General features: G+C 67.1%; 22 protein-coding genes and 1 pseudogene. 2 read left to right on the plus strand and 21 right to left on the minus strand.

From position 1 onward, the window contains the following. Positions 1 to 2: 2 nt before the first annotated feature. The 17 genes and pseudogenes from AC1D2O_RS05415 to AC1D2O_RS05495 all read right to left on the minus strand — a co-directional run. Positions 3 to 143 (minus strand): annotated as a pseudogene (locus AC1D2O_RS05415) (c-type cytochrome biogenesis protein CcmI/CycH); the annotation flags it as partial. A 57-nt stretch (positions 144 to 200) separates the two neighbouring features. After that, a complete protein-coding gene (locus AC1D2O_RS05420; protein WP_478085948.1) occupies positions 201 to 428 on the minus strand; it encodes a CDGSH iron-sulfur domain-containing protein in 228 nt (75 codons plus the stop codon). A gap of 145 nt (positions 429 to 573) precedes the next feature. Then, the gene (locus AC1D2O_RS05425) at positions 574 to 5,409 is read right to left on the minus strand and encodes an NAD-glutamate dehydrogenase (RefSeq protein ID WP_478085950.1); all 4,836 of its coding nucleotides are present in this window, start codon (positions 5,407 to 5,409) and stop codon (positions 574 to 576) included. 126 nt (positions 5,410 to 5,535) lie between these two features. After that, positions 5,536 to 7,170, minus strand: a complete 1,635-nt coding sequence (locus AC1D2O_RS05430; RefSeq protein WP_478156426.1) for a D-alanyl-D-alanine carboxypeptidase/D-alanyl-D-alanine-endopeptidase — start codon at positions 7,168 to 7,170, stop codon at positions 5,536 to 5,538. A 15-nt stretch (positions 7,171 to 7,185) separates the two neighbouring features. Continuing rightward, complete coding sequence (locus AC1D2O_RS05435) at positions 7,186 to 8,400, minus strand: M23 family metallopeptidase (RefSeq protein ID WP_478085954.1); 1,215 nt, start codon at positions 8,398 to 8,400, stop codon at positions 7,186 to 7,188. Positions 8,401 to 8,412: 12 nt separating this feature from the next. After that, positions 8,413 to 9,957: a D-alanyl-D-alanine carboxypeptidase gene (locus tag AC1D2O_RS05440; RefSeq protein WP_478085956.1), complete on the minus strand. Its 1,545-nt coding sequence runs from the start codon at positions 9,955 to 9,957 to the stop codon at positions 8,413 to 8,415. Positions 9,958 to 10,284: 327 nt separating this feature from the next. Next, a complete protein-coding gene (locus AC1D2O_RS05445) occupies positions 10,285 to 10,707 on the minus strand; it encodes an FHA domain-containing protein (protein WP_478085957.1) in 423 nt (140 codons plus the stop codon). A gap of 193 nt (positions 10,708 to 10,900) precedes the next feature. Continuing rightward, positions 10,901 to 11,653, minus strand: a complete 753-nt coding sequence (locus AC1D2O_RS05450) for an SDR family oxidoreductase (protein WP_478085958.1) — start codon at positions 11,651 to 11,653, stop codon at positions 10,901 to 10,903. Positions 11,654 to 11,664: 11 nt separating this feature from the next. Then, positions 11,665 to 13,098: an aldehyde dehydrogenase family protein gene (locus AC1D2O_RS05455; protein ID WP_478085960.1), complete on the minus strand. Its 1,434-nt coding sequence runs from the start codon at positions 13,096 to 13,098 to the stop codon at positions 11,665 to 11,667. A gap of 11 nt (positions 13,099 to 13,109) precedes the next feature. Then, positions 13,110 to 14,198 (minus strand): isopenicillin N synthase family dioxygenase, encoded by a 1,089-nt coding sequence (locus AC1D2O_RS05460; protein WP_478085962.1) that lies wholly within the window; start codon positions 14,196 to 14,198, stop codon positions 13,110 to 13,112. A 69-nt stretch (positions 14,199 to 14,267) separates the two neighbouring features. Next, on the minus strand, positions 14,268 to 15,437 hold the full coding sequence (locus tag AC1D2O_RS05465; protein ID WP_478085964.1) for an ABC transporter substrate-binding protein: 1,170 nt from the start codon (positions 15,435 to 15,437) through the stop codon (positions 14,268 to 14,270). Beyond that, the gene (locus tag AC1D2O_RS05470; protein WP_478156428.1) at positions 15,394 to 15,897 is read right to left on the minus strand and encodes a hypothetical protein; all 504 of its coding nucleotides are present in this window, start codon (positions 15,895 to 15,897) and stop codon (positions 15,394 to 15,396) included. Before AC1D2O_RS05470 ends, AC1D2O_RS05465 begins: the two co-directional genes overlap by 44 nt. Positions 15,898 to 15,900: 3 nt before the next feature. Continuing rightward, positions 15,901 to 16,764, minus strand: a complete 864-nt coding sequence (locus tag AC1D2O_RS05475; protein WP_478156430.1) for an ArgK/MeaB family GTPase — start codon at positions 16,762 to 16,764, stop codon at positions 15,901 to 15,903. 220 nt (positions 16,765 to 16,984) lie between these two features. Next, the gene (locus tag AC1D2O_RS05480; RefSeq protein ID WP_478085970.1) at positions 16,985 to 18,112 is read right to left on the minus strand and encodes a CaiB/BaiF CoA transferase family protein; all 1,128 of its coding nucleotides are present in this window, start codon (positions 18,110 to 18,112) and stop codon (positions 16,985 to 16,987) included. Further along, the gene (locus AC1D2O_RS05485) at positions 18,109 to 18,525 is read right to left on the minus strand and encodes a cobalamin B12-binding domain-containing protein (protein WP_478085972.1); all 417 of its coding nucleotides are present in this window, start codon (positions 18,523 to 18,525) and stop codon (positions 18,109 to 18,111) included. The genes AC1D2O_RS05480 and AC1D2O_RS05485 overlap by 4 nt, the downstream gene beginning before the upstream one ends. Beyond that, positions 18,522 to 20,144, minus strand: coding sequence for an acyl-CoA mutase large subunit family protein (locus AC1D2O_RS05490; protein WP_478156432.1), 1,623 nt, complete (start codon positions 20,142 to 20,144; stop codon positions 18,522 to 18,524). Before AC1D2O_RS05490 ends, AC1D2O_RS05485 begins: the two co-directional genes overlap by 4 nt. Then, positions 20,141 to 20,896 carry an enoyl-CoA hydratase/isomerase family protein gene (locus AC1D2O_RS05495; protein WP_478085976.1) on the minus strand — a complete coding sequence of 252 codons (756 nt, stop codon included), beginning with the start codon at positions 20,894 to 20,896 and terminating at the stop codon, positions 20,141 to 20,143. The genes AC1D2O_RS05490 and AC1D2O_RS05495 overlap by 4 nt, the downstream gene beginning before the upstream one ends. 204 nt (positions 20,897 to 21,100) lie before the next feature. Here AC1D2O_RS05495 and AC1D2O_RS05500 point away from each other — a divergent pair, with 204 nt between their 5' ends. Beyond that, positions 21,101 to 21,853, plus strand: a complete 753-nt coding sequence (locus AC1D2O_RS05500; RefSeq protein WP_478085977.1) for an IclR family transcriptional regulator — start codon at positions 21,101 to 21,103, stop codon at positions 21,851 to 21,853. 111 nt (positions 21,854 to 21,964) lie between these two features. On the opposite strand, the gene AC1D2O_RS05505 is transcribed toward AC1D2O_RS05500, so the two are convergent. Then, on the minus strand, positions 21,965 to 22,795 hold the full coding sequence (locus tag AC1D2O_RS05505; protein ID WP_478085978.1) for an aldo/keto reductase: 831 nt from the start codon (positions 22,793 to 22,795) through the stop codon (positions 21,965 to 21,967). 118 nt (positions 22,796 to 22,913) lie between these two features. Between AC1D2O_RS05505 and AC1D2O_RS05510 the strand changes: the two genes are divergently transcribed. Then, positions 22,914 to 23,822, plus strand: coding sequence for a LysR family transcriptional regulator (locus AC1D2O_RS05510; protein WP_478085980.1), 909 nt, complete (start codon positions 22,914 to 22,916; stop codon positions 23,820 to 23,822). A 101-nt stretch (positions 23,823 to 23,923) separates the two neighbouring features. On the opposite strand, the gene AC1D2O_RS05515 is transcribed toward AC1D2O_RS05510, so the two are convergent. The 3 genes from AC1D2O_RS05515 to trxC all read right to left on the minus strand — a co-directional run bounded on the left by AC1D2O_RS05515 (position 23,924) and on the right by trxC (position 25,892). Further along, complete coding sequence (locus AC1D2O_RS05515) at positions 23,924 to 24,451, minus strand: N-acetyltransferase family protein (RefSeq protein WP_478085981.1); 528 nt, start codon at positions 24,449 to 24,451, stop codon at positions 23,924 to 23,926. Between the two features lie 292 nt (positions 24,452 to 24,743). Continuing rightward, the gene (locus tag AC1D2O_RS05520; RefSeq protein ID WP_478085982.1) at positions 24,744 to 25,307 is read right to left on the minus strand and encodes a hypothetical protein; all 564 of its coding nucleotides are present in this window, start codon (positions 25,305 to 25,307) and stop codon (positions 24,744 to 24,746) included. Positions 25,308 to 25,454: 147 nt separating this feature from the next. After that, positions 25,455 to 25,892 carry a thioredoxin TrxC gene (gene trxC, locus AC1D2O_RS05525; RefSeq protein ID WP_478085983.1) on the minus strand — a complete coding sequence of 146 codons (438 nt, stop codon included), beginning with the start codon at positions 25,890 to 25,892 and terminating at the stop codon, positions 25,455 to 25,457. Positions 25,893 to 25,975: the final 83 nt, after the last annotated feature.

Genomic DNA, 25,975 nt, shown 5'->3' on the forward strand with positions numbered 1-25,975 from the left:
GGCGCCACCTCGGTGACGGAACCTGTCAGGTCGCCGGGTTGCGGCGCCGCCTGGCCTGCGCGCGTCACCCGGACTTCGATCGTCAGCGAGGAAAAGCGCGACATCGGCCGCTCGGGCGACATGGCCAGGCTGTCATCGCGCACGAAGCTGGTGTCAATCTTGCACGGCGCGCGGTGAACAGGGCCATCGATGCGATCGATCTATTCGCTCGGCGTGCGGATGTTGGGGAACGCATCCGCGAGTTCGTTGCGGCCCACGTCGGCGTCGTACCAGCACAGCGTCCCCTCGGGCTCGTCGCGCGTCTTCTTGTGCGTGCCGTCGCAGAAGGGCTGCGTCGCCGACAGGCCGCAGCCGCAGATGTACTTCGTCTCGTCGCCGAAAGTCACCGGATAGGGTTTGCTGCGCGTACGCATGACCAGTCTCGCCATGATGGGCCTCCATCAGATTCGAAGCAGCCGCGCGGTCAACTCGGGTGACCGCACCAGTCAGGATCCTGCCACCACCGGGGCACGGTTGCGCTGCCTCGCGGGAACAACCCCGCCCCCAACGTAGACGGGAGACAACTGCGGCCGGCTAACCCAGGGCCCGCAATTCCCGCAGCGCAACCGACAGCATCGCCGCGTCGGGCACGGCCACGGCGCGCAGTTCCCCCATCAGTTTCGCGGCACGCTCGAGCGCCCGGCCATTCTCGGCCTGCCACGACTCGACCCGCGCGGCCGGCGATTCGCCCTCGCCGCCCCCCGCAAGCACCGCGGCGGTGATCGAGCCTTGCAGGCCCGACAGGTCGTCGAGCATCGCGCCCTTGGCGAGCATCTGCCAATGCTGGTCGGCCGGCAATGCGGCGATCCGATCGCGCAGCCAGGGCATGCCGAGCCGGTTGGCAAGGTCGAAGTAGATCGCCGCGACCAGGGCGACCGGCCACCTGGCACTGCCGGCGATTTCGGCGATGTCGAGTGTGGCGTACAGCGAATCGAAGGTGACGACGCGCTCGGCCAGTTCGCGCGGCACGCCGCCGGCCACGTAGTGAGCGACCGCCGCATCGACGCGGGCGCGCTCATCGGCATCCAGCAGTTCGGTCAGCCGCGCCGACAGCGCGTCGACATTCGGCATGAAGTGCTCGATGGTCGCCGCCATGTCTTCCTTCAGGCGCCGTGAGCGCAGGAACCACTTGGTGCCGCGTTCCAGTTGCCGGCTGGTGTCGATGAGCAGGTTCGACTGCACCGCGTCGTCGACGCGGTTGTCGAGCGCCTCGATGGACAGCCACAGCGGCACCATGCCGAAGATCTCGCGGCTCATCAGGTAGGCGCGCACGACCTCGAACGCGCGGGCGCCGGTGGTCTCGACCAGGCGATGCACGAAGGTGCTGCCCACGCGGTTGATCATGCTGTTGGTCACGTGGGTGGCGATGATCTCGCGCCGCAGCGGATGCTTGGGCATGTAGGCCGAGAACCGGTCTTTCAGCAGGGTCGGGAAGTAGCGCTCGAGCGCAGTCGCGACCCAGGCGTCGTCCGGCAGCGGCGAGGCCAGCAGGTCGTCGTAGAGCCAGATCTTGCTGTAGGCGAGCACGACGGCGCGCTCGGGACTGGTCAGTCCCTGGCCCTGGGCGCGCCGCTCGGCCAGCTCTTCGTCGGACGGCAGGTACTCGATGGCGCGGTTCAGGCGCCCGGCTTTCTCGAGGAACTGCATGAAGCGGGTTTGCGCATCGAGCAACTGCGGCGCGATGCGCCCGGTGACGGACAGCACCTGCGTCTGGAAGATGTTGTCGCGCAGCACCAGCGCGGCCACGTCGTCGGTCATCTCCGGCAACAGCGCGTTGCGCTGCTTCTCGGTGAGCTCGCCTTCGGCGATGGGCAGGCCGACCAGGATCTTGATGTTGACCTCGTGATCGGAGGTGTCCACCCCGGCCGAGTTGTCGATCGCGTCGGTGTTGATGCGGCCGCCCGCCAGCGCGAACTCGATCCGCCCCAGTTGCGTGCAGCCGAGGTTGCCGCCTTCCGCGAGCACCTTGCAGCGCAGCTCCCTGCCGTTCACGCGCAAGGCGTCGTTGGCGCGGTCGCCCACCTGCGCGTGGCTCTCGCTCGCCGCCTTCACGTAGGTGCCGATGCCGCCGTTGTAGATCAGGTCGACCGGGGCCTTGAGGATGGCGTTGACCAGCTCGGTCGGTGCGAGCGCATCGGCCGTGAGACCCAGCACCTGCTTCACCTGGGGCGTGAGCGGGATCGACTTGGCGCTGCGCGCATGGATCCCGCCGCCCTCGGAGATCAGCGCCGCATCGTAGTCGGCCCACGACGAACGCGGCAGCTTGAACAGGCGCTCGCGTTCGGCGAAGCTCCTGGCCACGTCGGGATTCGGGTCGAGAAAGATGTGGCGGTGGTCGAAGGCCGCCACGAGCCGGATGTGCGCCGACAGCAGCATGCCGTTGCCGAACACGTCGCCCGACATGTCGCCGATGCCGGCGACCGTGAACTCGGTCGTCTGCGTATCGATGCCCATCTCGCGGAAGTGCCGCTTCACCGATTCCCAGGCGCCGCGCGCGGTGATCCCCATGGCCTTGTGGTCGTAGCCCACCGAGCCGCCGGAGGCGAAGGCGTCGCCGAGCCAGAAGCCGTATTCCTTGCTGATGCCGTTGGCGTAGTCGCTGAACGTGGCGGTGCCCTTGTCGGCGGCGACCACCAGGTACGGGTCGTCGTCGTCATGGCGCCTGACATTCTGTGGCGGCTCGATCGTCCCGGCGACGCGGTTGTCCGTGATGTCGAGCAGGCCGCGCAAATAGTCCTGGTAACAGGCCACGCCTTCGCGCAGGTAGGCGTCGCGATCGCTCGGCGCGGGGGCCTGCTTGAGCACGAAGCCGCCCTTGGAGCCGACCGGCACGATCACGGTGTTCTTGACCATCTGCGCCTTCACGAGGCCCAGCACCTCGGTGCGGAAGTCTTCCGGCCGATCGGACCAGCGCAGCCCGCCGCGCGCCACGCGGCCGCCGCGCAGATGCACGCCTTCGAAGCGCGTCGAATAGACGAAGATCTCGAACATCGGCTTCGGCGCCGGCAGGTCCGGCACCTTGGCCGAATCGAACTTGAACGACAGGAAGCCGCGCCGCCGGTCCGCCGCGTCGCGGCGCCAGAAGTTGGTCCGCGTGGTGGCCAGGATCAGCGCGAGGTATTGCCGCAGCACCCGGTCTTCCGACAGATTGGCCACGTCCTCGAGCGCGGTTTCGATCTCGCGCACCTTCTCGCCCGCAGGGCCTTCGCCGCCGGCCACCCGCGCGGGATCGAAGCGCAGCTTGAAGAGCTCGACCAGCGCGCGTGCAATTCGCCCGTTCGCCGCAAGCGTGCTCTCGATGAACGACTGCGACAGCGCGAAGCCGATCTGCCGCATGTACTTCGCGTAGGCGCGCAACACGACGATCTCGTGCGCCGGCAGGCGCGCTGCGAGCACCAGGCGGTTGAAGTCGTCGTTCTCGACCGCACCGGAAGACACGGCACCGAAGGCCTCCTCGAACACCGGCCGCAACGCGTCGACCTCGGCGTCGGCGTCGGCGGCGCCGAGCACGCTCTGCAATCCGAAGTCGTGGATCCAGATCGGCGCCCCGCCCTCCGGCGCCAGCCGGTGCGGATGCTCGTCGAGCACCTTCATGCCCAGATGTTCGAGCATCGGAAGGCTGGCCGACAGGACCAGCGGCCCGCCGCGCTGCAGCACCTTGAAGCGCAAGGTGCCGGGCGGTGCCTCCAGCGGCCGGTAGAGGTTCATGCCGAGCGGTTGCGCATCGGTCAAGCGCTCCATCAGCTCGATGTCGTGCACCGCGGCCCGCGCCGCGAACTCGTCGCGGTAGCCGGCCGGAAATGCGCCGCCGAACCGACGCAGGAGAACGCTGCCGCGTGCTTCACCGGTCGCCTCGGTCAGTGCGGACTTCAAGTCGTCGTCCCAGCGCCGGGCCGCGGCGGTCAGTCGCTGCTCGAGTTCGCGCACATCGAAGGGCGGGATGCTGCCGGGCTTGGTGCGCACGACGAACTGGATGCGTGCCAGCACCGACTCCGAGAGGTGCACGTTGAACTCCGAAGAGGTGCCGTTGAAGGCCTGCATGAGGATCGATTGCCACTTCTGGCGCAGCTCGGTCGTGTAGTTCTCGCGCGGCGCGTAGATCATGCACGCGAGGAAACGCTCGAACGGGTCGCGCCGCACGAACAGGCGAAAGCGCTGGCGTTCGCCCAGGTGGAGGATGCCCATGGCCGTGTGCAGCAGCTCGTCGGCGTTGGTCTGGAACAGCTCGTCGCGCGGATAGGTCTCGAGGATGTTGGCGAGCGCCTTGCCGGAGTGGCTACCGCTCGCCAGCCCGGCGCGCCCGACCACGTCGGCCACCTTCCGGCGCAGCAGCGGAATCTCGCTCGGGTTGGCGCTGTAGGCCGTGGAGGTGAAAAGGCCGAGGAAGCGGTCCTCGCCGCACACGCGACCCTCGGCGTCGAAACGCTTGATGCCGATGTAGTCCAGGTAGCCCGGCCGGTGCACGGTGGAGCGAGAGGTCGACTTGGTGACCACCAGCAGTTCCGGCCGCCGCGCGTAGGCGCGCACCTCGGGCGGCAGCGCGGCGAAGGCGGCCGCGACGTCCTTGGCGGCCTCGCGCAGGATGCCCATGCTCGATTCCGGCACGATCCGGAGCGCGTCCTCGCCTTCGACGGTCTCCAGCTCGTGGCTGCGGTGGCCCAGGAAGGTGAAGTGATCGTCGGCCAGCCAACGCAGGAAGGCCAATCCCTCGCCGAGTTCCTGCGGCGGGATCGGCGGCGCGCGTTCTTCGAGGCCTTGCGCGATCGCCAGCACGCGCTGCTGCATCTGCTGCCAGTCCGTCACCGCCAGCCGAACGTCGCCGAGCACGCGCGCCAGGTCGGCCGCCAGCGCCTCGAGGCGGCTCGCGTCCGCCACGCGATCCACCTCGACGTGGATGAAGGACTCGCGGCAGGCGTCGGGCGCTGAAGGATCCGCCGCCAGGCCCTGAAGGATGCCGTCTCCATCGCGCCTCACGGCCACCAGGGGATGGATGATCAGGTGCAGCGTGAGTCCATGGCGGTTGACTTCCATCGTCACCGAGTCGACGAGAAACGGCATGTCGTCGTTGACGATCTCGATCAGGGTGTGGGTCGACTGCCAGCCGTGCTCCGCAATCGTCGGGTTGATCACGCGAAGCCGTGCCCGCCCCGGCTCGCGCTTGCGTGCAAAGTTCCAATGCGACAGTGCGGCGCCATAGAGGTCCGCCACCTGGCGTTCATCCAGGTCTTCCGGGTCGACCTGGCCGAAATACTGCCGGGCGAAGGCGGCGAGCAGTTCCGCAGGATCGCCCGCGACCTTCGTGCGGATCAGTTGAACCACCTCGTCCAGGCGCTCGACTCTGCGCCCGGCCTCGGTTGCATCGATCTCCATGCTTGTCTCCTTGCCGGCCTTCGATCGGGTGGGCCTGGTCCGGCTCAAGGCCACGGGATATTCAAAACACTGTGGACGCGCTGGTTCAAAAAGGCAAGCGCATTGTGAGGGGCCGGCGGGCAGCCGTCAGTGGAGCTTCCAGAGCAACGCGGAAATGATCCCGACATCCTGGAAGACCGGCAGGATCTCGTCGACGCCCGAGATCACGCCGACGTCGTTGACGGCCAGCGTGAAAGCGAGGCGCCGTCCACTCTTCGTGTCGATGTAGCCGGCGAGCGATTGCGCCTTGAGGACGGGCCCTTGCGCAGAGCCGTCGACGAAGGTGCCTGTCTTGGCATGCACCTGGCCCTTGGCGCCGGCGAGCGTGGGATCGTTCTCGAAGTCGGTCACGAACGACAGCGAGCCGTCGATGCCCAGCCGCGGGTTGGCGTCGAGGAACTCCGGGAAACTGGGCCGCTGCCGCATGCGTGCCAGCAAGGTGGTGACGGCCTCGTTGGTGGCCGTGGTGTAGCCGCCGCCGCTGCCGTCGATGAAATGCAGGGCGTCGGCCGGGATGCCGAACTGCGTTGCCAGAGTGGCCGATTCGGCCGCCTGCGACGCGGCGAGCGTGGTGACGCCCCGGGCCAGGCCGAACAGCATCAGGCTCATGTCGGCGCCGAGGTTGTAGCTGACCTTCAGGATGTGCCTGGCGAAGTCCTTGTAGGGATGGGAAACCAGTTCCGCGACGCGGCGCGCGCCGGCGTAGGCATCGCGCGCCGGCAGCGCCTGCACGGGATTCGGCGCGACGGCGGCGGCGGCGACGCCGACGCCCGCGCGCGACAGGGCTTCGATGAACACGGTGCGCGCGTAGTTCGACGGCTGCGTGATGCGGAAGGTGCGGATCAGCGGAAAACTGCCCGTGAGCGGCGGGACGAAGTCGGCCGGCAGCGTGCCGGCCACACGGCCGGTGCATGACGCGGCCCCGATGCACAGCGGCAGTTCCGGGTCGAGGTGGAGGTCGAGCGCGCTGCCCGCGGCACCGACCGCCAGGCTGGACCGGACGCCGAACGCGGCCGACTTCGGCCGCCAGTCGAGCCCGGCCTGTTTGTCGACGATGACGTCGACCACGTCGTCATTGACGAACATCGGGCTGACCTTGAATTCGTCCCGGAAGTTGAAGTGCTCGAACAGGCGGTCGTCGATGATCACCTCGCCCGTGACCTGCTGGATCCCCGAGGCCGCGACCTGCGCCGCGAGCTGGTCGAAGCCGGCGAGCGGATTCGGCGCGGTGAGTGTCGCGTTGCCCAGCGCATTCGCCTCGTTGTGGTCCTGGTTGCTGATGGCGAAGCTGCCGTCCGGGTTGGTGCGCCCGCCCATCGCGAGGTCGCCGCTCGCGACCATGATCAGGTCGCCGTGGAGCACGCCGGCGGCGTCGACGCTGCCGCGGCTGTAGACCGGCGTGCGAAACACGTGGCCGGGCCCCAGCGTTTCGAGTGCGAGGGCGACCGAAAAGAGCTTGCGCACCGAACCGATCAGGATGGGCCGCCCCGAGTTGTAGTCGTGGATGACGCGGCCGCTGTCGGCGTCGACCACGCGCAAGGCCCAGAGTGCATGGCGGTAGGCCGGCTTCTGGAAGATCCGCGTGATCTCGTCGGGCACGGGTTGCGCAGACGTGGCGAGCGGCGACGCGATGCCGCTGCCGCCGCCACCGCCGCAGCTGCCCAGCATGGACAGCGCCAGGACGACGCCCACGGTGCGGACATGGACTCGAGACAATTTCATGGGCTGTGCGAGTGGCTAGGAAGAAAAATCGACGATCCACAGATCGAGCGGCAACACGTTCTGGCGTGCACCCGGCAGCGGCACCGCTTCGACCGGGATCGGCTTGCCGTCGATGATGGCCTGATCGAAGGCCGCCGTGGAGACGCCCCGCTGGGCTGCGCTGAAGCCCTGCAGCAGGTAGGGAAGCCCGTTCGAAGCCAGCGGGTTGGGACCGTCGACGACATGGAAATGCAGGTGCGGCTCCGACGAGTTGCCGGAGCTTCCGACCTCTCCGAGCAATTGCCCCGCACGCACCGACTCCCCCGCGCGCACCCGCACCGACCCCGGCTTCATGTGCGCGAACAGGGCGAAGCTGCCGCCGCCCAGGTCCATCACGACATGGTTGCCGTCGGCCTGCTCGATCGGAATCGAAGGCGGCAACGCGCCCGGCGGCGTGTCGGGCAGGCCGTCCAGCGCCGTGACCACGCGTCCGTCCGCGACGGCGTAGATCGGCTTGCCATAGATGATGTAGCTGGCCGGCAGTTTGGGGTCGCCGACATAGATGCGGCCCTGCTCGTCGAGTTGCTCCCAGTCGATGGCGAATCGCTGGGCCGTAACGAGCTGGCCGTTGAGCGGAAGCGTCGCTCGCACATGGCGCACCGAGTCGCAGCAGCCGTCGCCGGCGATGTACCTCGCACCGCGCAGCGGGGCGCCGAGCACCAGGGCGGTCGGCGCTGCCAGCTGGATGCGCCCGGCCGTCTCGACGATCGGCGTCTGGTCGATCGACGCCGAGATCCGGTGGGCCAGCGTCGCCGGTATCGCCGCCTGGCCGTTGAAGCTCACATGCATGTAGACCAGGCCGACTTGCGAAGGGCCGAGGCTGCCCTTCACCGCGGCCTTGTCGCGCACCACCAGACGTCGCGCGATGTCCGCGGCCGCGAGCGTTGCCACGACGCCGCCGTTGCTTGCGTCGAGGACGTCCAGTCCCTGGATGGCCACGTTGTCGCCGGTGAAGTTCGTCAGTTCGAGCTCGTACACCACGTGGAAGAGTCCGTCGGAGCCCTTCACCGGCACGGGCGCATTCGCGATGCGCATCGTGACGGGCGTGACCTGGGTCGCCGGCGCGCCGGAAGTCGACTGCGCATTGACCAGCGAGCCAAGCAGCGCGGAGAACGGCGACGACGACCCGCCGCCTCCGCAGGCGACGAGCACGACGACGGCCAAGGCGCACAGCCAGCTCAGGTGTTTCATGGATTCACGCTTTCAGTTCTGGTTGTAGATGACGCCGGCGATCTGCGCTTCGTCTTCGAACACCTCGAGCGAATCGGCGATCGCGGTGAGCGGGCCCGCGTCATTGACGAACAGCGCGAAGGACAGCGTGCGGCCGCTCTTGGCGTCGATGTAGCCCGCCATGCTGATGGCCACGATCTTGCCGTCCTCGATGGTGGCCCCGCTCTTCACGGCGATGTGTTCCTTGCCGGCGACCGCCTTGCCGATGCTCGCGAGCGATCCGTCGATTCCCAGCAGGGGCAGCGCGCTGCGATACGCCGGGTAGCCGGCGCGCATGCGCATGGCGCTGATCAGCCTGGCCGTGGTGCGGGCCGACGCACGGCTGTCCGGGGTTCCGCTGCCGTTGGTCGGGAAGTCGAAGCCGGCCGGGTCCAGGCCGATGGCGCCGGTGAGCAGCTTGCGCTCCGCGGCCAGAGCGGTCGCCACTGTTCGCTGCCCCTGCGACAGCCCGACCTGCATCAGGCTCATGTTCGCGCCCGTATTGAGACTGACCTTGAGGATCAGCCTGGCGTACTCCGAATAGGCCGGAGACACGAAATTGGCCACGCGCGACTCCGCCGCATAGAAGCGGGATGGTGGCAATCTGCTGGCCGGGTTGACGGCCACGGCGGGCGCGGCCACCGTCACGCCGGCGCGCGCCAGGGCGTCGATGAAGGCGATGCGCGCGAAGGAAGGCGGGTCCTCGACCCGCAGGATTCCGACATAGGTGGAACCGCCGACGAGCGGCGCCTGATAGCCCAGCGGAATGGTGGCCGGCGCCAGGCCGCTCGCGCTCGAGATCGTGCCGGTGCAGCCCGGGCTTCCGAGGCAGCCGAGGCTGAAGCTGTCGAGCGTCGCCGCGGAGACTTCGATGTCGGCCGCCGACCCGGCGCTCCCGGTGACGGGGCTGCCGGCCATCGAGAAGCCGCGGGTCCTGGGCCGCCAGTCAAGCAGCGCGGGATCCCCTGCCCGTGCGCCGGCTGCGAGCGTGACGTCGATGAGGTTCTCGTTGAGGCTCATGGGGGAGATCAGCACGTTGCCGTTCGGCACGCGGAAACTGTCGAACAGGCGGTCGTCGACCACCACGTCGCCGTCCACGCGCTGGATGCCGGCGGCCCGCACCTGGCGTGCGAGTTCGTTGATGCCGGCCAGCGGGTCTTCCGGTGTCAGTCCCGAGCCGCGAAAGGCGTGCGCCTCGTTGTGGTCGAAGTCCGTGTAGGCCAGGGTGCCGTCCGCCTTGGCGCGGCCGCCGAAGGTGAGATCGCCGGACGCCACCAGCACGAGATCGCCCGCCAGAACACCTCCCCCCACGGGTCCGGTTCGATACACCGGCGTCTCGAAGCGATGGTCGGCGCCGATCGTGTCGAGCGCCATCCCCACGGAGAACAGCTTGCGCACCGAGCCCGTGAACGAGAGGCGGTCAGGGTCCAGCGCGTAGACCAGCTCGCCGGTCCTTGCATCCATCACGACCAGGCTCCACTTCGATTTCGCGTCGGTGTAGCGCGGCTTGGCCATGATCTCGGCAATGGCCGGGGGCAAGGACAGGGGTTTCCCGGCGACCAGGGCCGCCCCTCCGTCCGAGGAGCCGCCCCCGCAGGCCGCAAGCAGGAGCGGGCATAGCAAGGAAGCGACGACAGCGCGAGAAAGTCGCAGCGACACGGACGGCCTTTCTGTTCTTGTTGGATGGCCCGGTTTCAAGCCTCGGCCGCCAGTGCACCTTCAGGCTTCGTGGAACGAAGGCTGAAGGGCAGGCGATGGTAACGGCTTCGTCACATATTTGCGACCGCGCCGGATCGCAAGCCAGGCGGTCGAGCGCGCTCGATTCAACTCATTTCACCGGCGTGATGTCGCCGCCGGCGGCGGCATTCAAAGCTTGCCGCGCTCGCTGCGAGGCGCGTCCGGCACGGTCGGTGCGTCCGAAGGGGACCGTTCCCGCTCCAGGTTCACGAGCAGCCCGTGCATGGTCAGCATGCGCAAGGCCTCGATCTGCGTGAACTCCTGGTCGGTGGCGACGAACCGCATCTCGTAGCTGCCGAGGCGGATCGCGTCACCGTGCGCCAGAACCTGGCTCTCGATCCGGACGTCGTTCACGAACGTCCCGTTTCGGCTGCCGAGATCCGTGATCGTGACGAACGCCTGCTCGACGTCGATGACCGCGTGGTCGCGGCTCGCCTGTGCAGAGTCGACGATCACCTCGTTGCCGGTGCCGCGCCCTACCCTGTTGTTGTGAGGATGGAGCTGGACCTGCCGGGTCTCTCCGGCGGCGGTCATCATGATGAGCATGGGCATGGCGAAGCCTCAAGCCATGCGGCTTCGGGGATGATTTTCATGAATGGGCTGTTGCTCGGCGCGTCCGATGATACGCAACAGCCAGGAGGCCGAGCGTTCCGGTCACCTATATCTGCCCAAAGCTCATCGCGGCGCGGAACTCGACAGCCTGCCCGCTTGACTGTCGAGTGGCGCTATTCGCGAAAGCCGACCCTCAGATGGAGCGCCCGCCGTCCACCGGCATCTCGACGCCGGTCAGGAAGCGAGCCTCCTCAGTGGCCAGGAACAGCGCCACGTTCGCCACGTCGGCCGGGTCGCACATCCTTCCGAGCGGAATCGTCGAGACGAAGCGAGCCCGGTTCTCGGCGGTGTCCGCCACGCCCATGAAATCCTGAAGAAGGCCCGTGGGCGCCATGACCGGGGAAATGAGATTGACGCGAATGCCATCGGGCGCCAGTTCGACGGCCATCGACTTCGTCATGACCTTCACCGCGCCCTTCGAGCTGTTGTACCAGGTCAGGCCGGGGCGCGGGCGGATACCGCCGACCGATCCCACGTTGATGATCACGCCGTCCTTCTTTTCCTTCATCAGCGGGACCACCGCGCGCGTCATGTGATAGATCGACTTGACGTTGACGGCGAACACCCGATCGAAGGTTTCTTCGTCGACATCCAGCATCGACTGGTTGCGGTGCGTGGTGCCCGCGTTGTTGACCACGATATCGGGAACACCGAAGCGCTCCACGCAATGGCGAACCATGGCTTGCACCTGGTCGAAGCGGCTGACGTCGCAAGCCACGGCGCTCACGTGGTCGCCCAATCCCGCGGCGATCCCCCGGGCGGCCTCCAGGTTGATGTCGGCAAGGACGACGCTGGCGTTCTCCTTGGCATAGGCCCGCGCGATCGCGGCGCCGAAGCCGCTGCCTGCGCCGGTGACGATCGCGATCTTTTTGTTCAATCTGGACATGGTGGATTTCCTTATTCGTAGTGCTGGACAATGGTCTTGGTGGTGCTCATCTCTTCCAGGGCAAGGAGCCCTTTCTCGCGGCCATAGCCGCTTTTCTTGACGCCTCCGAACGGCAGCTCGACCCCACCGCCCGCGCCGTAGCAGTTGATGAAGACCTGGCCGCTGGCGATGCGCTGCGCCAGCCGCGCCTGACGGCTTCCGTTCTCCGTCCAGATGCCGGCGACGAGACCGTAATCGGTGGCGTTGGCCAACTGCACCGCATCTTCTTCGTCCGTGAACGGCATGACCGACAGCACCGGGCCGAACACCTCCTGGCAAGCCAGGCGGTGCCCGCGAGGGACGGGTCCGAAGAGCACGGGCTTGACGAAGTAGCCCTCGCCTGGAACGCCTGGCGCCAGGCTGCCTTCGGCCAGCTTCGGCACCCCCATGGCGACCGCCTCGGCGATGAACGAGCTCACCTTGTCGTGTTGCCTGGCGTTGATCATCGGACCGCAATCCAGATCCATCTCCGGCGTCCCGACCTTCAGCGCCTGGAAGCTGGCCGCGATCGTCGCGACGAACCGGTCGTAGATGCTTGCCTGGACGAGCAGGCGGCTGCCGGCCGAGCAGGTCTGGCCGGCATTCTGGACGATGGCCCGGACGATGATGGGTGCGGCCTTGGCCAGGTCCGCATCGTCGAAAACGATCTGCGGCGATTTGCCCCCGAGCTCGAGAACGCACGGGACATGGTGGCGCGCCGTGGATTGCTGCACCTGGACACCGACCTCCGGCGAGCCGGTGAACGTCGCGAAGTTGATGCCCGGATGCGAGGTCAGCGCTGCGCCGGCCTCGGCGCCATAGCCGGTCACGATGTTCAGGGCCCCGGGCGGCAGCCCCGCCTGCATCGCGAACTCGGCGAGCTTCAGGGCGCTCAGGCAGGCGTCCTCGGAGGGCTTGACCACCGCCGCGTTCCCCATGGCCAGCGCGGGAGCGAGCGTGCGCCCCATCATCTGCGCGGGATAGTTCCACGGGATGATGTGGGCCGTGACGCCGTGCGGAATGCGAACCACGCTCACGTTGTAGCCATTCAGGTAGGGAATGGTCTGGCCGTGGATCTTGTCGGCCGCGCCGCCATAGAACTCGAAATAGCGCGCCACCGCCTTGGCATCCGCGCGGGCCACGGACATGGGCTTGCCGGTATCGCGGGCCTCCACCTCGGCCAGTTCCTCGGCATGGTCCAGGATGATCTGCCCGAGGCGCTGCATGATGCGGCCGCGCTCCGTCGCCGTCAGGCGCCCCCAAGGGCCTTCCAGCGCGCGGCGCGCTGCCGCGACCGCCAGGTCGACATCCGCGGACCGGCCTCGTGCGATCTGCGCGAACGCCTGTCCGCTGCACGGATCGATGACGTCGATGGTTTCGCCATCGACCGCATCGACCCATTGCCCGTCGATCAACAACTTGCTCACGCGATGCTCCTTCACTTCAAGCCAGCCGCTGCTGGCTCGACCTCGCTCATGAACTTGGGATCGTTGTAGTGGTAGAGATCGTCCAGGTAGGGAACGAAGAAGTCGTAGAAGGAACGCGAGTCGTACTTCGCCTTCTCGCCCGGCTTCACGCACGCCGGGATCGGCCCGACGTTGGCGTCGTCATCGGGGTAGAAGAAGAAGGTCAGCGCATAGCGCTTGGTCGGCGGATTGACGACCCGGTGCGGCGTGGCGATGAACCGGTCGTTGGACAGGCGATTGAGGACCTGCCCCGTGTTCACGATCAGGGCGTCCTTGACGTAGCTGACCTTGAGCCATTCCTTCGACGGCGTCATCACCTGCAGCCCGGGCACCGGCGTCATCGGCAGCAGCGTCAGGAAGCTGCCGTCGGAATGCGGAGCCAGCGCATATTGGCCTTCTTCCAGCTTCTCTTCAGGATGGTAGTAGGCGCAGCGCTGGTAATACTCCGGCGCCTTGAACATGCTGTCGAAGTAGTCGGCCGGAAGGCCCAGCGCACGCGCATAGATCGGCAGCAGCTTGAGCGAGAGCTTCTCCATCGAGGTCTGGTAGTCGAACAGCGTCTTCTTGAACTCGGGAAGACTCTCGGGCCATTGGTTCAGCCCGCGGTGCCGGACATTGGCAAGCACCTTCGGGTCCTCGGCGGTGCGGTTCCTCATGAACAGCCAGGCGGCATTGGTGTCCTTCTTGGTGTTGACCGCGATCTTCTCCGCGATGGCGGTCGATTTCAGGATCGAGGACTTGGGCGGCAGATAGCCCTGGTGGTGGAATCCGACCCGGTGCCTGAGTTTCTCCTCCATCGAAATATCGAAGAGCTTCGCGGTCTGACGGAATGACTCGTCGATCAGGGACTGCGGAATGCCGTGGTTGACGATCGCGAAGAAGCCCAGGTTCTCCTGGATGCACTTCACGTCCGCCCCCAGTTGCTCGAGCGCGCCAGGCACGCCCGCCAGATAGGGCCCGACGTCGAGGATCGGCAATTCCTTGCCGTCCGCAATGCAAGCCCGAACGCTCGCGGAAGCGGCCACCTTGTTGTCGATCTCCGCGCTCGCTGATGTCGTCATGATTCATGTCTCCTAAATGGTAGTTACCGAAAAATCATCTGCTCGTCGAACTCTCGAATGGAGCTCCCGTCAGTTCCACAACTTGCACTTGGATTCCGCCTTGGAAGCGAAGGCCTGATCGCCCGGGATCATCTGCACCTGCTTGTAGTAGTCCCAGGGTCCCTTGGAGGCGGCAGGGCTCTTGATCTCCATGAGTCGAAGATCGTGGACCATGCGTCCGTCCGGCCGGATATAGCCATTCTGGGCGTACATGTCGTTGATCTTCTCCTTTCTCATCTGCGTCATCACCTCGTCGGCCTCGTCCGACCCCAGCTGCTTGACCGAATTCAGATAGTGAAGCGCCGCGGAGTAGCTGGCCGCCTGCATGCTGGTGGGCTTCTTCTTCATCTTTTCCTGAAAACGGTCGGCCCACTTCCTCGTTTTCTCGTCCGAATCCCAGTACCACGCTTCGGTCAGGTTGATGCCGCTGGTCAGCTTGAGTCCCAGGGCATGCACATCGGTGATGAACAGCATGAGCCCGGCGATCTTCATCGACTTGGAAATACCGAATTCGCTCGCAGCCTTGATCGAGTTGACCGTGTCTCCTCCGCCATTCGCCAGTCCCAGTACCTCTGCCCCGGAGGATTTGGCCTGCAGCAGGAACGACGAAAAATCGGAGGCCGACAGAGGATGGCGAACGCTGCCGAGCACCTTGCCGCCATTGGCATTGATGACCTGCGTGGTTTCCTTTTCCAGGGACTCGCCGAAGGCGTAGTCGACCGTCAGGAAATACCAGGTCTTGCCGCCCTGCTTGGTCATCGCCGTGCCGGTTCCGCGGGCCAGGGCGACCGTGTCGTAGAGGTAGTGGACCGTGTAGGGAGAGCACTCCTCGTTGGTCAGCTGGGCTGCGACGCCGCCTGTCACCATCACGATCTTTTTCTTTTCGGCGGCCACCTTGGCAATGGCAAGGCTGGTTCCCGAGCTGGGGCCGCTGATGATCATGTCCACGCCCTGCGTGTCGAACCACTCGCGCGCCGTGGTCGCGGCGATGTCGGGCTTGGCGGAATGATTGGCCGTCACGATCTCGATCTTCTTGCCATTGATTGTGCCGCCGACATCCGCGATCGCCATCTTCACGGCCTCGGTGATTCCGTTCCCGCCCATGTCGGAATAGATGCCGGACATGTCGGCGAGGACGCCGATCTTCACGACGTCGTCATTGATCTTCGACCATGCCGGCGCGCTGGCCGCGATGGACATCAGAGCCACCGCCGCAGCGATGCGGCTTCGTGAGCCCGAGATTTTTTTCAAGAAGGCGTTGCTGGAAGAATTTCTCATTGTTGTCTCCTGTTGTTCGATTCAAACGATCTTGCTCATCGGCCCGCGCGCACCGGGGCTCGGGCGGCCCCGGACCCGAGCCGCCCGCCGCGTGGTGCGCGACGTTGCGTCGCAGCGCCTGCAGCATGCGCAGCTGCTCGGGATCGGCCATGGAGCTGGCGACTTTCTGGCAGTAGTCCCACAGCGTCTCGTCGACGCGGGCCTCGAGGCGGACCGCATCGACCAGGCGCAGGATGGCCAGGCGGTCATGCCTGAGCTCGACGCTGCGCTGGACCAGGGAAAGCGCGGCAGCGCGGGCATCGAGCGCCTGCGTCTGCGAGGCCTGCGCATGGGCTCCGTGGCGCAGGGTTCTTTTCAGGGACTTGATCAGTGCGCGCGACATGGCTCAGTCCACCTGCGTGCCGGAGGTGCGGACCACCGCAGCCAGTACCCGCGCCAGCTGCTCCTGCAGCGGGGCTTCGAAAAAGACGTCCTCCTGAGCGGCGATCGCCTCCGCGACGCGCATCTCCAGAAGCCGCCGGAGCCGGTAGCGGACCCGTTGGGCGCGAAGCCGCTGGTAGCGTTGCGGGTCGGCGCTGCGCCAGGCCTGGTGGCGGTCGATCGCTTCCGACAGGGCACTGATCGAGCCCGGCTGCGACGCCGAGGCCAGCAGGATCGGCGCCCGCCACGCGCCCTCGGGGCGTTGGGTCACGGCCGCGATGCGCTGGATGTCGGTGGCCATTCGTTGCGCCCCCGGCAGGTCCGACTTGTTGACCACGAAGATGTCGGCCATCTCCATGATCCCGGCCTTCATGGCCTGCACCGTGTCGCCGCTCTCGGGCAGCAGCACGAGAACCAGCGTGTCGACCTGTGCACGCACCGCGTACTCGGCCTGGCCGATGCCGACCGTTTCGAGCAGGACTTCGTCGAAGCCGAACTCGTCCATGACGTCCAGCATCTCGGGCAGGTTGTCGGCGAGACCGTCGCAGGTGCGGCGCGAGCCGAGCGAGCGGATGTAGAGGTCCTCGACGCCGGCCAGGTCGTCCATGCGAACGCGGTCGCCCAGGATCGCACCGCCGCTCTTCGGGCTGCTCGGATCGACGGCCAGCACGCCCAGCCGGCCTTTCGGCCTGCGTTCGAGCGCCAGGTGCCCGACCAGCGTGCTCTTGCCGGCACCCGGTGCCCCGGTGACGCCTATCCGGCGGGCAGCGTGCGCCGGGCGCTCGCGCGGCGCCGCCTCCGCCAGCGCCGCCGTGCTCGCGTTGGCCATGCGCGTCAGCGCGCGGCTCAGCGCCCATCGATCCAGCGGCGGCGCGGCGTTTCCTAGCCCCCACGCTCGGCACTCCGTGTCCTCGCTGCCCCCCGAGGGGGTGCGAGCTTGCTTGGGGCGGCCCGGCGCGGCGCTCATACGAGCCCCCGCGCTCGGCACTGCGTGTCCTCGCTGCCCCCCGAGGGGGTGCGAGCTTGCTTGGGGCGGCCCGGCGCGGCGCTCACAACGCGACCCTCCCCAGCACTTCGTCGCCGTGCTCGTCCAGCAGGGGCGGCAAGCCGTAGCTCGGCGAGAAGCCCTGGAAGCGGATCGGGCTGGCCACCGCCTGCAGCGGCAGGCTGCCGTCGCCCAAGGACACGACCAGCGAGCGCGCGGCGGCGATGTCGCTGTGCAGGGCGGCGTTGAGCGTGCCGACCTCGGCCACCACCACGCCCAGCGGGCTCAGGCGGCGCACCCATTCGGCCGCGGAGGCCTGGCGCAGCACGCTGGCGATCGCGCCGATGACTTCGGCCCGATGCGCCCGCCTCCCGGCCATGGTCGCGAACTTCCGGTCCACGATCCACTCCGGACGCCCGATCTCCCCGCAGAAGGTCTTCCAGAACTTGTCGTGGGTGATGAACAGGGTGAGCCACCCCTCGGCCGTCGCGAAGATCTGCGCCGGAACGACGTAGGGGTGCGACGAATCCGCCAGCCGCTCGATGATCTCGCCGGCGTTGAGCGCGGCGCCCGCGAGGTAGTTGAGCTGCGAGAGCATCACGTCGTACATCGCGACGTCGACCTGGCCGCCCTGGCCCTGCACGATCTTGGCCAGCAATCCCACCGCGGCCACCAGCCCGGCCGAGTTGTCGACCGCGGAGTAGCCGGCCTTGGTGGGCGGCGCCTCGGGGTCGCCGGTCAGCGCCATCACGCCCGTCATCGCCTGAATGACGTAGTCGTAGGCCGGGTTGTCCGCATACGGCCCGTCGAGGCCGTAACCCGTCAGGGCGACGCAGACCAGGCGCTCGTTCCATTCCCGAAGCGCGTCGTAGGTGAGGCCGAGCTTGCGGATCGCCGAGGGCCGCAGGTTCGTCACGAGCGCATGCGAGGTCTCGACGATGCGGCCCAGCGCCGCGCGCCCCTCGTCGCTGGCCAGGTCGAGCACGACACTCTTCTTGTTGCGGTTGAGGCTCGCGAAGTAGGCGTTGTGCGGCCCCACGAAGTGGGGGCTGACGGTGCGGCCGATGTCGCCCTCGGGCGTCTCGATCTTGATGACTTCGGCGCCCATGTCGGCCAGCATCAGGCCGCAATAGGGGCCGGCCAGCATGTGGCCGACCTCCACGATCCGGATTCCCGCGAGCGGCGCGTTCATGCGAGACTCTTCGCCAGCGAACGGACGACGACGTCCAGCGGCATGTCGGCGGTGAAGATCGCCGTGACGCCGAGGTCGCGCAGGTAGGGCTGGTCCTCGGCCGGGATGGTGCCGCCGACGAAGACCTTCACGTCGTGCGCCCTGAGTTCGCGCAGCTGCGCGATGACTTCGGCCACCAGCTCCTTGTGGCTGCCCGACAGGATGCTCAGGCCCACCGCGTCGACGCCCTCGTCCACCGCCACCTGCGCGATCTGCAGCGGACTGCGACGCAGGCCGGTGTAGATCACCTCCGCGCCGGCGTTGCGCAGCGTCAGCGCGATGATCTTGGCGCCGATGTCGTGACCGTCGAGACCGGGCTTGCCGATCAGTATCCGCTTCGCCGCCAGCGCGGCGGAGGTCTGTTGCGCACTCATAGGTTCACCGGTTCCTTGAATTCGCCCCATTGCTCTTTCAGGCGCGCCACCATTTCGCCGACGGTGGCGTAGGCGTGGCAGCACTCGACGAGGTAGGGCATGATGTTGACGTTGTCCTTGGCCGCCGCCGCGGACAGCCCGGCCAGCGAGCGGTCGACCTCCGACTGCCGGCGCGTGTCGAGCACCCGTTGGAATTTTTCGAGCGCGCGCTGGGCCACGGTCGGGTCGAGCGTGAACACCTCGCCCACCTTGATCTCCTCGTCCGCCTTCTTGAAATGGTTCTGGCCGACGATCACGTTGCGGCCCGAATCGGTGTCGAGCTTGCGCTCGAGCCCGCGCTCGGCGAGCCGCAACTGGATCCACCCGTCCTCGATGGCCCGGACCACGCCGCCGTAGGCATCGATCTCGCCCATCACCTGGGTGATCTGCTGCTCCATCCGGTCGGTGTGCTGCTCCAGGAAGTAGCTGCCGCCCAGGGGATCGACCGTGCGCCCGATGCCGCTCTCGAAGGCGATGATCTGCTGCGTGCGCACGGCCAGCTCGGCCGAGGACTCGGTGGGAATCTGGAAGGCCTCGTCGAACGCGCAGGTGAAGATGGACTGCGCGCCGCCCAGCACCGCCGCCATCGTTTCCACCGCCACGCGCACCACGTTGTTGTAGGGCTGTGGTGCGACCAGCGACGAGCCGCCGCAGACCACGCCGAAGCGGAAGTGCTGGGCCTTCGGGTCCTGCACGCCGTAGCGTTCCTTCATCAGGCGCGCCCACAGTCGCCGGCCGGCGCGGAACTTGGCGATCTCGTCGAAGAAGTCCATGTGGACGTAGAAGAAGAACGACAGGCGCTTGGCGAACTTCTCCACGTCGCCGCCGCGGGCCTGCAATTCGTCCACGTAGGCCAGGCCGTTGGCCAGGGTGTAGGCCATCTCCTCGGCCGCCGTCGCGCCGGCGTCGCGCACATGGGCGCCCGCGATGCTGATCGGATTGAAGCGCGGCGAAACGTCGTTGGAATAGAGAATCGAGTCCGCGATCAGGCGCATCGACGGGCGCACCGGGAAGATCCAGGTACCGCGCGCGACGTACTCCTTCAGGATGTCGTTCTGGATCGTTCCGGTCAGCTTGCTGCGCGGAACGTTCTGCTTGTCGGCCACGGCCAGGTACATCGCATAGACGATGGCGGCCGTCCCGTTGATGGTGAACGAGGTCGATATCTTCGACAGGTCGAGGCCCTTGAACAGGATCTCCGCCTCGCTCAGGTTGGACAGCGACACGCCGACCTTGCCGATCTCCGGCCGCGCCATCGGGTGGACCGGATCCAGGCCGCACTGGGTGGGCAGGTCGAGCGCCACCGACAGGCCCGTCTGCCCTTTTTCCAGCAGGAACTTGTAGCGCTCGTTGGATTCCTCGGCGGTGCCGAAGCCCGAGTACTGGCGGATGGTCCAGAGGCGCCCCTGATACCCGTCGGGGAAGATCCCGCGCGTGAAGGGGTACTCTCCGGCCGCGCCGATATTGTCGGCCTGCACGGCCTCTGCGCCGACGCTGGTCGGGACTTCGATGCCGCTCGGGCTGACGGGGCGCAGCTGCGGCTCCAGGTCGGGCACCGCCGGATCGACGTCGCCGCTCATTTCGCGCTCCTGGCAAGAAACTTGTCCGACGCACGCCAGTGATCGTCATGCAGCCAGGTCTTCAGCACCTGCTGCCGCTCGACGGCGCGGCGGGCCTCGTAGGAAGCACCCTGGCGCCAGGCCGCGGTCTGCGCCTTGATGCCGCGCAGCACCTGGGGTGCGCACGCGAGCAGAGGTTCCAGGAAGGCCTGGACGTCCTCGCCTGCCGGGCCGTCCGAGACCACCACATCGGCCAGGCCCCACTGCAGCGCCAGCGGCGCGTCGACGAGCTCGCACCGGCTCATCATTCGCATCGCCCGGGCGCCGCCCACCAGCTGGCACAGGTCCGGCCCGCCTCCCCACGCCGACGAGATCGCCAGCCGCGCCTGGATGAAGCCGATGCGGGCGTGTTTCGCCTGCATCCGCATGTCGCACGCCAGGGCCAGCTCGGCGCCGCCGCCGATGGCGTCTCCGTTCAGGTACGCCAGCACCGGTACCGGGCATGCGCGCACCGCATCGAGTGCCGCGCGCGACTGCTCGGCCATGTCGATGGTCGAAGGCTCGTCGCGCACGCCGGCCAGTTCGACCAGATCGCCGCCGGCGGCGAAGAACCGGTCACCGGCTCCGCTCAGGACGATGAAGCGCGCGTCCGGCCGGGCTCCGGCCGCGGCCACGGCCCGCCCCAGTTCGGAGAGCACCCCCCGGGCGAGCGCGTTGTGCTTGTGCGGCCGGTCGATCGTGATCCACACGACGCCACCGGCACGTTCCTCCACTGCGATGTCCTTGCTTGTTTGCACGCTGTCTGGTCTCCGTCGAGTTGTTGCGTGCTGATGCTATGAACCGACATGTTCTAGAACAAGAACCAATGTTCAGCATTACGAACATAATGGGACGGCGAGAGAAAAACGGGGCGGATTGATCCGATTTGTTCAACGGGCCGAACTTCGGCCCTGCAGACGTTCATGGAAGGAAGCGCGATGTCCGGTGTGACAGTGACTGCGATCGAGCGGGTGATCGACATCTTCGAGGCGTTCCAGGCGAGCCAGCGGCCGCTGTCGCTGACCGACCTGTCGGAGGCGGTCGGCATTCCCAAGAGCACCTGCCATGCCATCGTCTCGACGCTGACGGCACGCGGCTACCTGTACACGCTCAACCGGCCGCGCGCGCTCTATCCGACCAAGCGCATGTACGACGTGGCGCGCGACATCCTCGCGAAGGATCCCTTCATCGAACATGCCACGCCGGTGCTGGAGCGGCTGCGCGACGCGACCCGCGAAACCGTGATCCTCGGCAAGCGCCAGGCGGAATCGGTGATCTACCTGCAAGTCATCGAAGGGCTTCACTCGATCCGCTATTCGGCCAAGCCCGGCGAGTTCAAGCCGCTGCATTCGAGCTCCATCGGCAAGGCCTTGCTCGGAAGCCTCAAGGAGCCCGAGTTGCGCACCTGGCTGGAAGGCCGGCAGCTGGCCCCCATCACCTCCGCCACGAAAACCGAGCACGAGGCATTGATCCAGGACATCCTGGAAAGCCGAAAGATCGGCTACTTCGTGACGCGAGGCGAGAACGTGAGCGACGTGTGGGCGGTCGCGACCTTTCTCACGATCAACAACGAAACGCTGGCCGTTGCCGTCGCCGGGCCGAGGCACCGGATCGAGGGCAACGTGGCCGAATGCGCCAACCTGCTGGTAGCGACTTGCAGCTTTTTGTCGCGACAAGTGGTGCGCGCTTAGGCATCACGGTGGCTCGGCACGCGAAGGCAGCGGAGTGATCTTTCCGATGTCGTTGTTGTTCGCATTGGTCGGCGTGTCGGCGCCCACCTGGGGTCACCACGTTGATGGGACTCAGAGCCGGGTTGCGTTCCACGCCGGCGCGAAGGGCGGCCGGACGTAGCGCTGGTCCTTCGGCAGTCCGGCGATGGCGGCACGGTCCTCCTCATCGAGCCGGATGTTCCAGGCGTCGAGGTTCGACTGCTGGCTCTGGCGCCGCTGCGCCTTGGGAATCGCGATCACACCCTCTTGATCCAGCAGCCACGCGATCGCGATCTGCGCGGCCGACATGCCGTGCTTGCGGGCGATCTTCTTCAGCGTTTCGTCGTCCGCCGCACGGCCCTGCGCCAACGGTGCGTAGGCGGTGAGCGGGATGCCCCGGCGGCGCACATAGTCGAGCAGCGGCGTCTGGGCGAGGAAGGGGTGGTATTCCACCTGGAGCGTGGCGATGGGTGCATCGACCTGTTCGAGCGCGAAGCGAAGCATCGGCAGATTGAAGTTGCAGATTCCGATCGCCCGCGTGCGCCCCTGCTCGCGCAGCGCCATCAAGGTTTCCAGGACCGCCGCCAGGTCCATGTCCTTCGCTGGCCAGTGCACCATGAACAGATCGACGCGATCGAGCTTCAGTCGCTCGAGGCTCCGGCCGAGCGCTAGGTCGATGGCGTCGGGCGACAACTGGTCGTGCCACACCTTGGTGGTGACGAAGATGTCGTCACGCGGCAATCCCGATGCCGCGATCGCCGCGCCGACCGCCTGTTCGTTCTCATACATGGCGGCGGTATCGATGTGGCGGTAGCCCAGCGCGAGCGCGCTCTCGACGACGGGTTGACATTCGTCGCCCGGCATCCGGAACGTGCCGAAGCCAAGCCGTGGGATGGTGACGCCCTGGGTCGTCAGATTCTTCATATCGTCGTTCCTTCTCCGGATCGCAGTGCACTGCGCGCTGCGTTGTCGCCATTCTTGATTTCCGGGGCAGGAATTGCGATAGCATGAGTTTCATTTAACTCATGCTGTGGAGTCATGAATGTCGGGCTTCAACCTCCAGGTGCTCGAGGGAACCCACGTCATGGCGGCAGTCGTCGACGCGAAAAGCTTCGGCGGCGCCGGCGACGCCCTGGACATGTCGCAGTCGGGCGTGAGCCGATCGATCGCGCGCCTCGAATCACGGCTGGGCATCCGTCTGTTCGATCGAACCACCCGATCGGTCCGGCTGACGGATGAGGGCCGACGCTTCTATGAGCAGGTCATTCCGCTGCTCTCTGCCCTGGATGAGGCAACGAGCTCGGCCAAGGATGGCGCTCGTTCGATTCGAGGCCGCCTTCGGGTGAATGTCGACCCATTCTTCTCGCGACTGATTCTCGGCCCGCGACTTGGCGCTTTCCTCGACAGCCATCCCGACCTTGAACTGGAACTGCTGACCCAGGATGAGTTGGGCGACATGGTCGCGCAGGGATTCGACGTGGCCATTCGATTCGGCCACCCTCGGACATCCTCGCTGGTCGCTCGCAAGCTGCTCGACACCCGTATCGTGACCGTCGCGTCGCCGGCCTACCTCAAGCTCCACGGCCACCCCACCGATCCTCACGCGCTCGACGCAAGCCATCACAGATGCATCCAGTTCCGCGATCCCGAGACGGGACGGCCGTTTCCGTGGGAGTTCCACCAGCGCCGGCGAAAGATCGTTGTCCAGACCCGCGGGCCGTTGACGGTGAACGAAGCCGGCACGCTGCAAAGCGTGTGTCTTGCGGGTCAGGGCATCGCTCAAATGCTGGAACTCGGCGCCGAGCAACTCCTCGCGCAGAAGAAGCTCGTGGCGCTCTTTCCGGACTGGTCGGGCGAGCGCTTCCCGCTGTACGCGTATTACCCCTCGCGGCACCACGTGGCCGCGAAGACGCGCGCGCTCGTCGACTTCGTCGCGAATCTGGTTCGCTGAGCCTGCCCCGGTGTCATCCGCCGGTGGAGGGCGCTGGCCGGAAGCTTCGGGGTCGCGAGCCTCAGAACCGCAGCCAGCGGCCCAGCCACCGACGGATGGCGTCACGCCGCGGGCGTGGCGTCGGGATCGGTGCGCGAATCGATCTTGAGCTGGAGGAAAGCGAGATCCAGCCAGCGGCCGAACTTGGTGCCGACCTCCCTGAGCAGGCCGACTTCCTCGAAGCCGAGCTTCTTGTGCAGCTCGATGGAACCCGCATTCTTCGCCTCGATGGCCGCCACCATGACATGCTTGCCGAGCGAGCGCGCACGCTCGATCAAGGCCACCATCAAGGCCCGGCCGATGCCGGCGCCGCGACAGTCCTGGCGCACGTACACGGAGTGCTCCACGGTATGGCGGTAGCCGTCGAAGGCGCGCCAGTCGCCGAAAGAGGCGTAGCCCGCCACCGCGCCGAGCTCATCCAACGCGACCAGGACCGGGTAGCCGACTCGCTGGCGGTCGGCGAGCCAGGCGGCGCGATTGGCAGCATCGACGGTCTTCTCGTTCCAGATCGCCGTGGTGTTGACCACCGCATCGTTGTAGATGGCGGCGATGCCATCGATGTCGCCCGGGCCGGCGTCACGTACCTGCATGATGAACTCCAGTCAAAGTCGAACTCGAGGTGCTTGCGGACTGCATGGCACGCATCAGCCGACAGCCCCGATCTCCTTGGCGATCACGCGCACCGTTTCCATCATCCGGCCGGCCAGTTCGCGGTTGCTCAGCGGCGCGCTGGCCTGCGACACCACCCGCGAGTCCCTCATTTTAAGGATGCAGTGCAGCGCTCTCCCCGGGTTCGGCCGCTGTTCCGGACACCATGATGCGGCCGCGCAACCTCGACCTGTCGCTCGACCCGTCGGACCGCGGCGGCGTGTGGCGCGGCGCTCAACGGTCCCTGCGCAACAGCTGGCGCAAGGTCGGCCTGGGCGTCGCTCTGGCCGCCTCCTCCGCTGCCTGCCGCTCCCGGTAGGCTTCGCGCTGGGTCCGGAGTACTGCGGAGAGCGCGGCGATGCTCGCCGCGTCGTAGTGCCAGATCCCCGTCACGGCGAAATGGCCGGCCTGTCCCGCGTGCGGCTTGGGAGTGACTTGAACGTTCGCCGTGCCGATGCTCTGCAGGATCTCCGCCCGGGCGCTGGCCAGCGTGGCTTGCCGCCCTTCGAAGCCCGCGATGTCGCGGCTCAGCTCGATGCCGATGGCGTGGATCGACGGATAGCGCTCGGCGATGAAAGTCACCACCTCGGCGAGCACCAGTTTCGGCAATGCCTTGGCCCGGAAGTCGGCGACGTCGGTGCTGACGAAGTTCTCGATCCGCACCGCGTCGCCGCCCGGGCTCGGGGTGACGGACTGGACGCGTCCGATCAGGGCGCTGCCGTCATGCACCTCGATCCGCTGGCCGAGCACGTAGGGCCGCCCATCCGGGCCGGTCAGGTGCAAGCGCTCAAAAGTCATGAATGAAGGTGGCGGGGAGATGCAGGAATGTACTTGGACGCAGAACGGCTCACGTGGCGCCCGGGGCCCCGGCTGTCACCTGCGGCACTCGCCGCGGGGCGCAGGCGCTGCCTGCCGGCAGCCGTCGCCCCGCCAATGCGCGCTGGCTCAGCGCGCGTGCGCTTCGGCCCAGCGGACGATGTCCGCCGCGCCCATCGCGCCGGCCTGGCGCGCCACCTCGCGGCCGCCCTTGAACAGCGCGAGCGTGGGAATGCTGCGGATACCGAAGCGCGTCCCGAGCGCAGGAACCGCCTCGGTGTCGACCTTGGCGAGGCGCATGCGCGGTTCGAGCCGGGCCGCCGCCTGCTCGAAGCCGGGCGCCATCTGGCGGCACGGACCGCACCACGGCGCCCAGAAGTCGACCAGCAGCGGAATCTCGCTGCGCGCCACGTGGCGATCGAAGGCGGCTTCGTCCAGCGCCGTGGAGCGGCCGGCGAACAGCGGCTGGTGGCAATGGCCGCAGTCGGGGGCGCTGCCGAGCTGCTCGGTGCGGACGCGGTTCGTGGTGTGGCAATGCGGGCACACGATGTGCAGCGTGTCGGTCATGGATTCTCCGTGGGCGGGCGGTCTCGTTCCAGGGACCTGGGGTCGCGCCACGCGAATGCAAGAAGACCGCGACCGTGGGCTTG

This window comes from Variovorax sp. P1_G12, from assembly GCF_056405555.1.

Bases quoted from the DNA above. Each gene is read 5' to 3' on its own strand.
- AC1D2O_RS05420 (WP_478085948.1), bottom strand. From the start codon at position 428: ATGGCGAGACTGGTCATGCGTACGCGCAGCAAACCCTATCCGGTGACT.
- AC1D2O_RS05425 (WP_478085950.1), bottom strand. From the start codon at position 5,409: ATGGAGATCGATGCAACCGAGGCCGGGCGCAGAGTCGAGCGCCTGGAC.
- AC1D2O_RS05430 (WP_478156426.1), bottom strand. From the start codon at position 7,170: ATGAAATTGTCTCGAGTCCATGTCCGCACCGTGGGCGTCGTCCTGGCG.
- AC1D2O_RS05435 (WP_478085954.1), bottom strand. From the start codon at position 8,400: ATGAAACACCTGAGCTGGCTGTGCGCCTTGGCCGTCGTCGTGCTCGTC.
- AC1D2O_RS05445 (WP_478085957.1), bottom strand. From the start codon at position 10,707: ATGCCCATGCTCATCATGATGACCGCCGCCGGAGAGACCCGGCAGGTC.
- AC1D2O_RS05450 (WP_478085958.1), bottom strand. From the start codon at position 11,653: ATGTCCAGATTGAACAAAAAGATCGCGATCGTCACCGGCGCAGGCAGC.
- AC1D2O_RS05460 (WP_478085962.1), bottom strand. From the start codon at position 14,198: ATGACGACATCAGCGAGCGCGGAGATCGACAACAAGGTGGCCGCTTCC.
- AC1D2O_RS05465 (WP_478085964.1), bottom strand. From the start codon at position 15,437: ATGTCCATCGCGGCCAGCGCGCCGGCATGGTCGAAGATCAATGACGAC.
- AC1D2O_RS05470 (WP_478156428.1), bottom strand. From the start codon at position 15,897: ATGTCGCGCGCACTGATCAAGTCCCTGAAAAGAACCCTGCGCCACGGA.
- AC1D2O_RS05475 (WP_478156430.1), bottom strand. From the start codon at position 16,764: ATGGCCAACGCGAGCACGGCGGCGCTGGCGGAGGCGGCGCCGCGCGAG.
- AC1D2O_RS05480 (WP_478085970.1), bottom strand. From the start codon at position 18,112: ATGAACGCGCCGCTCGCGGGAATCCGGATCGTGGAGGTCGGCCACATG.
- AC1D2O_RS05485 (WP_478085972.1), bottom strand. From the start codon at position 18,525: ATGAGTGCGCAACAGACCTCCGCCGCGCTGGCGGCGAAGCGGATACTG.
- AC1D2O_RS05490 (WP_478156432.1), bottom strand. From the start codon at position 20,144: ATGAGCGGCGACGTCGATCCGGCGGTGCCCGACCTGGAGCCGCAGCTG.
- AC1D2O_RS05500 (WP_478085977.1), top strand. From the start codon at position 21,101: ATGTCCGGTGTGACAGTGACTGCGATCGAGCGGGTGATCGACATCTTC.
- AC1D2O_RS05505 (WP_478085978.1), bottom strand. From the start codon at position 22,795: ATGAAGAATCTGACGACCCAGGGCGTCACCATCCCACGGCTTGGCTTC.
- AC1D2O_RS05510 (WP_478085980.1), top strand. From the start codon at position 22,914: ATGTCGGGCTTCAACCTCCAGGTGCTCGAGGGAACCCACGTCATGGCG.
- AC1D2O_RS05515 (WP_478085981.1), bottom strand. From the start codon at position 24,451: ATGCAGGTACGTGACGCCGGCCCGGGCGACATCGATGGCATCGCCGCC.
- AC1D2O_RS05520 (WP_478085982.1), bottom strand. From the start codon at position 25,307: ATGACTTTTGAGCGCTTGCACCTGACCGGCCCGGATGGGCGGCCCTAC.
- trxC (WP_478085983.1), bottom strand. From the start codon at position 25,892: ATGACCGACACGCTGCACATCGTGTGCCCGCATTGCCACACCACGAAC.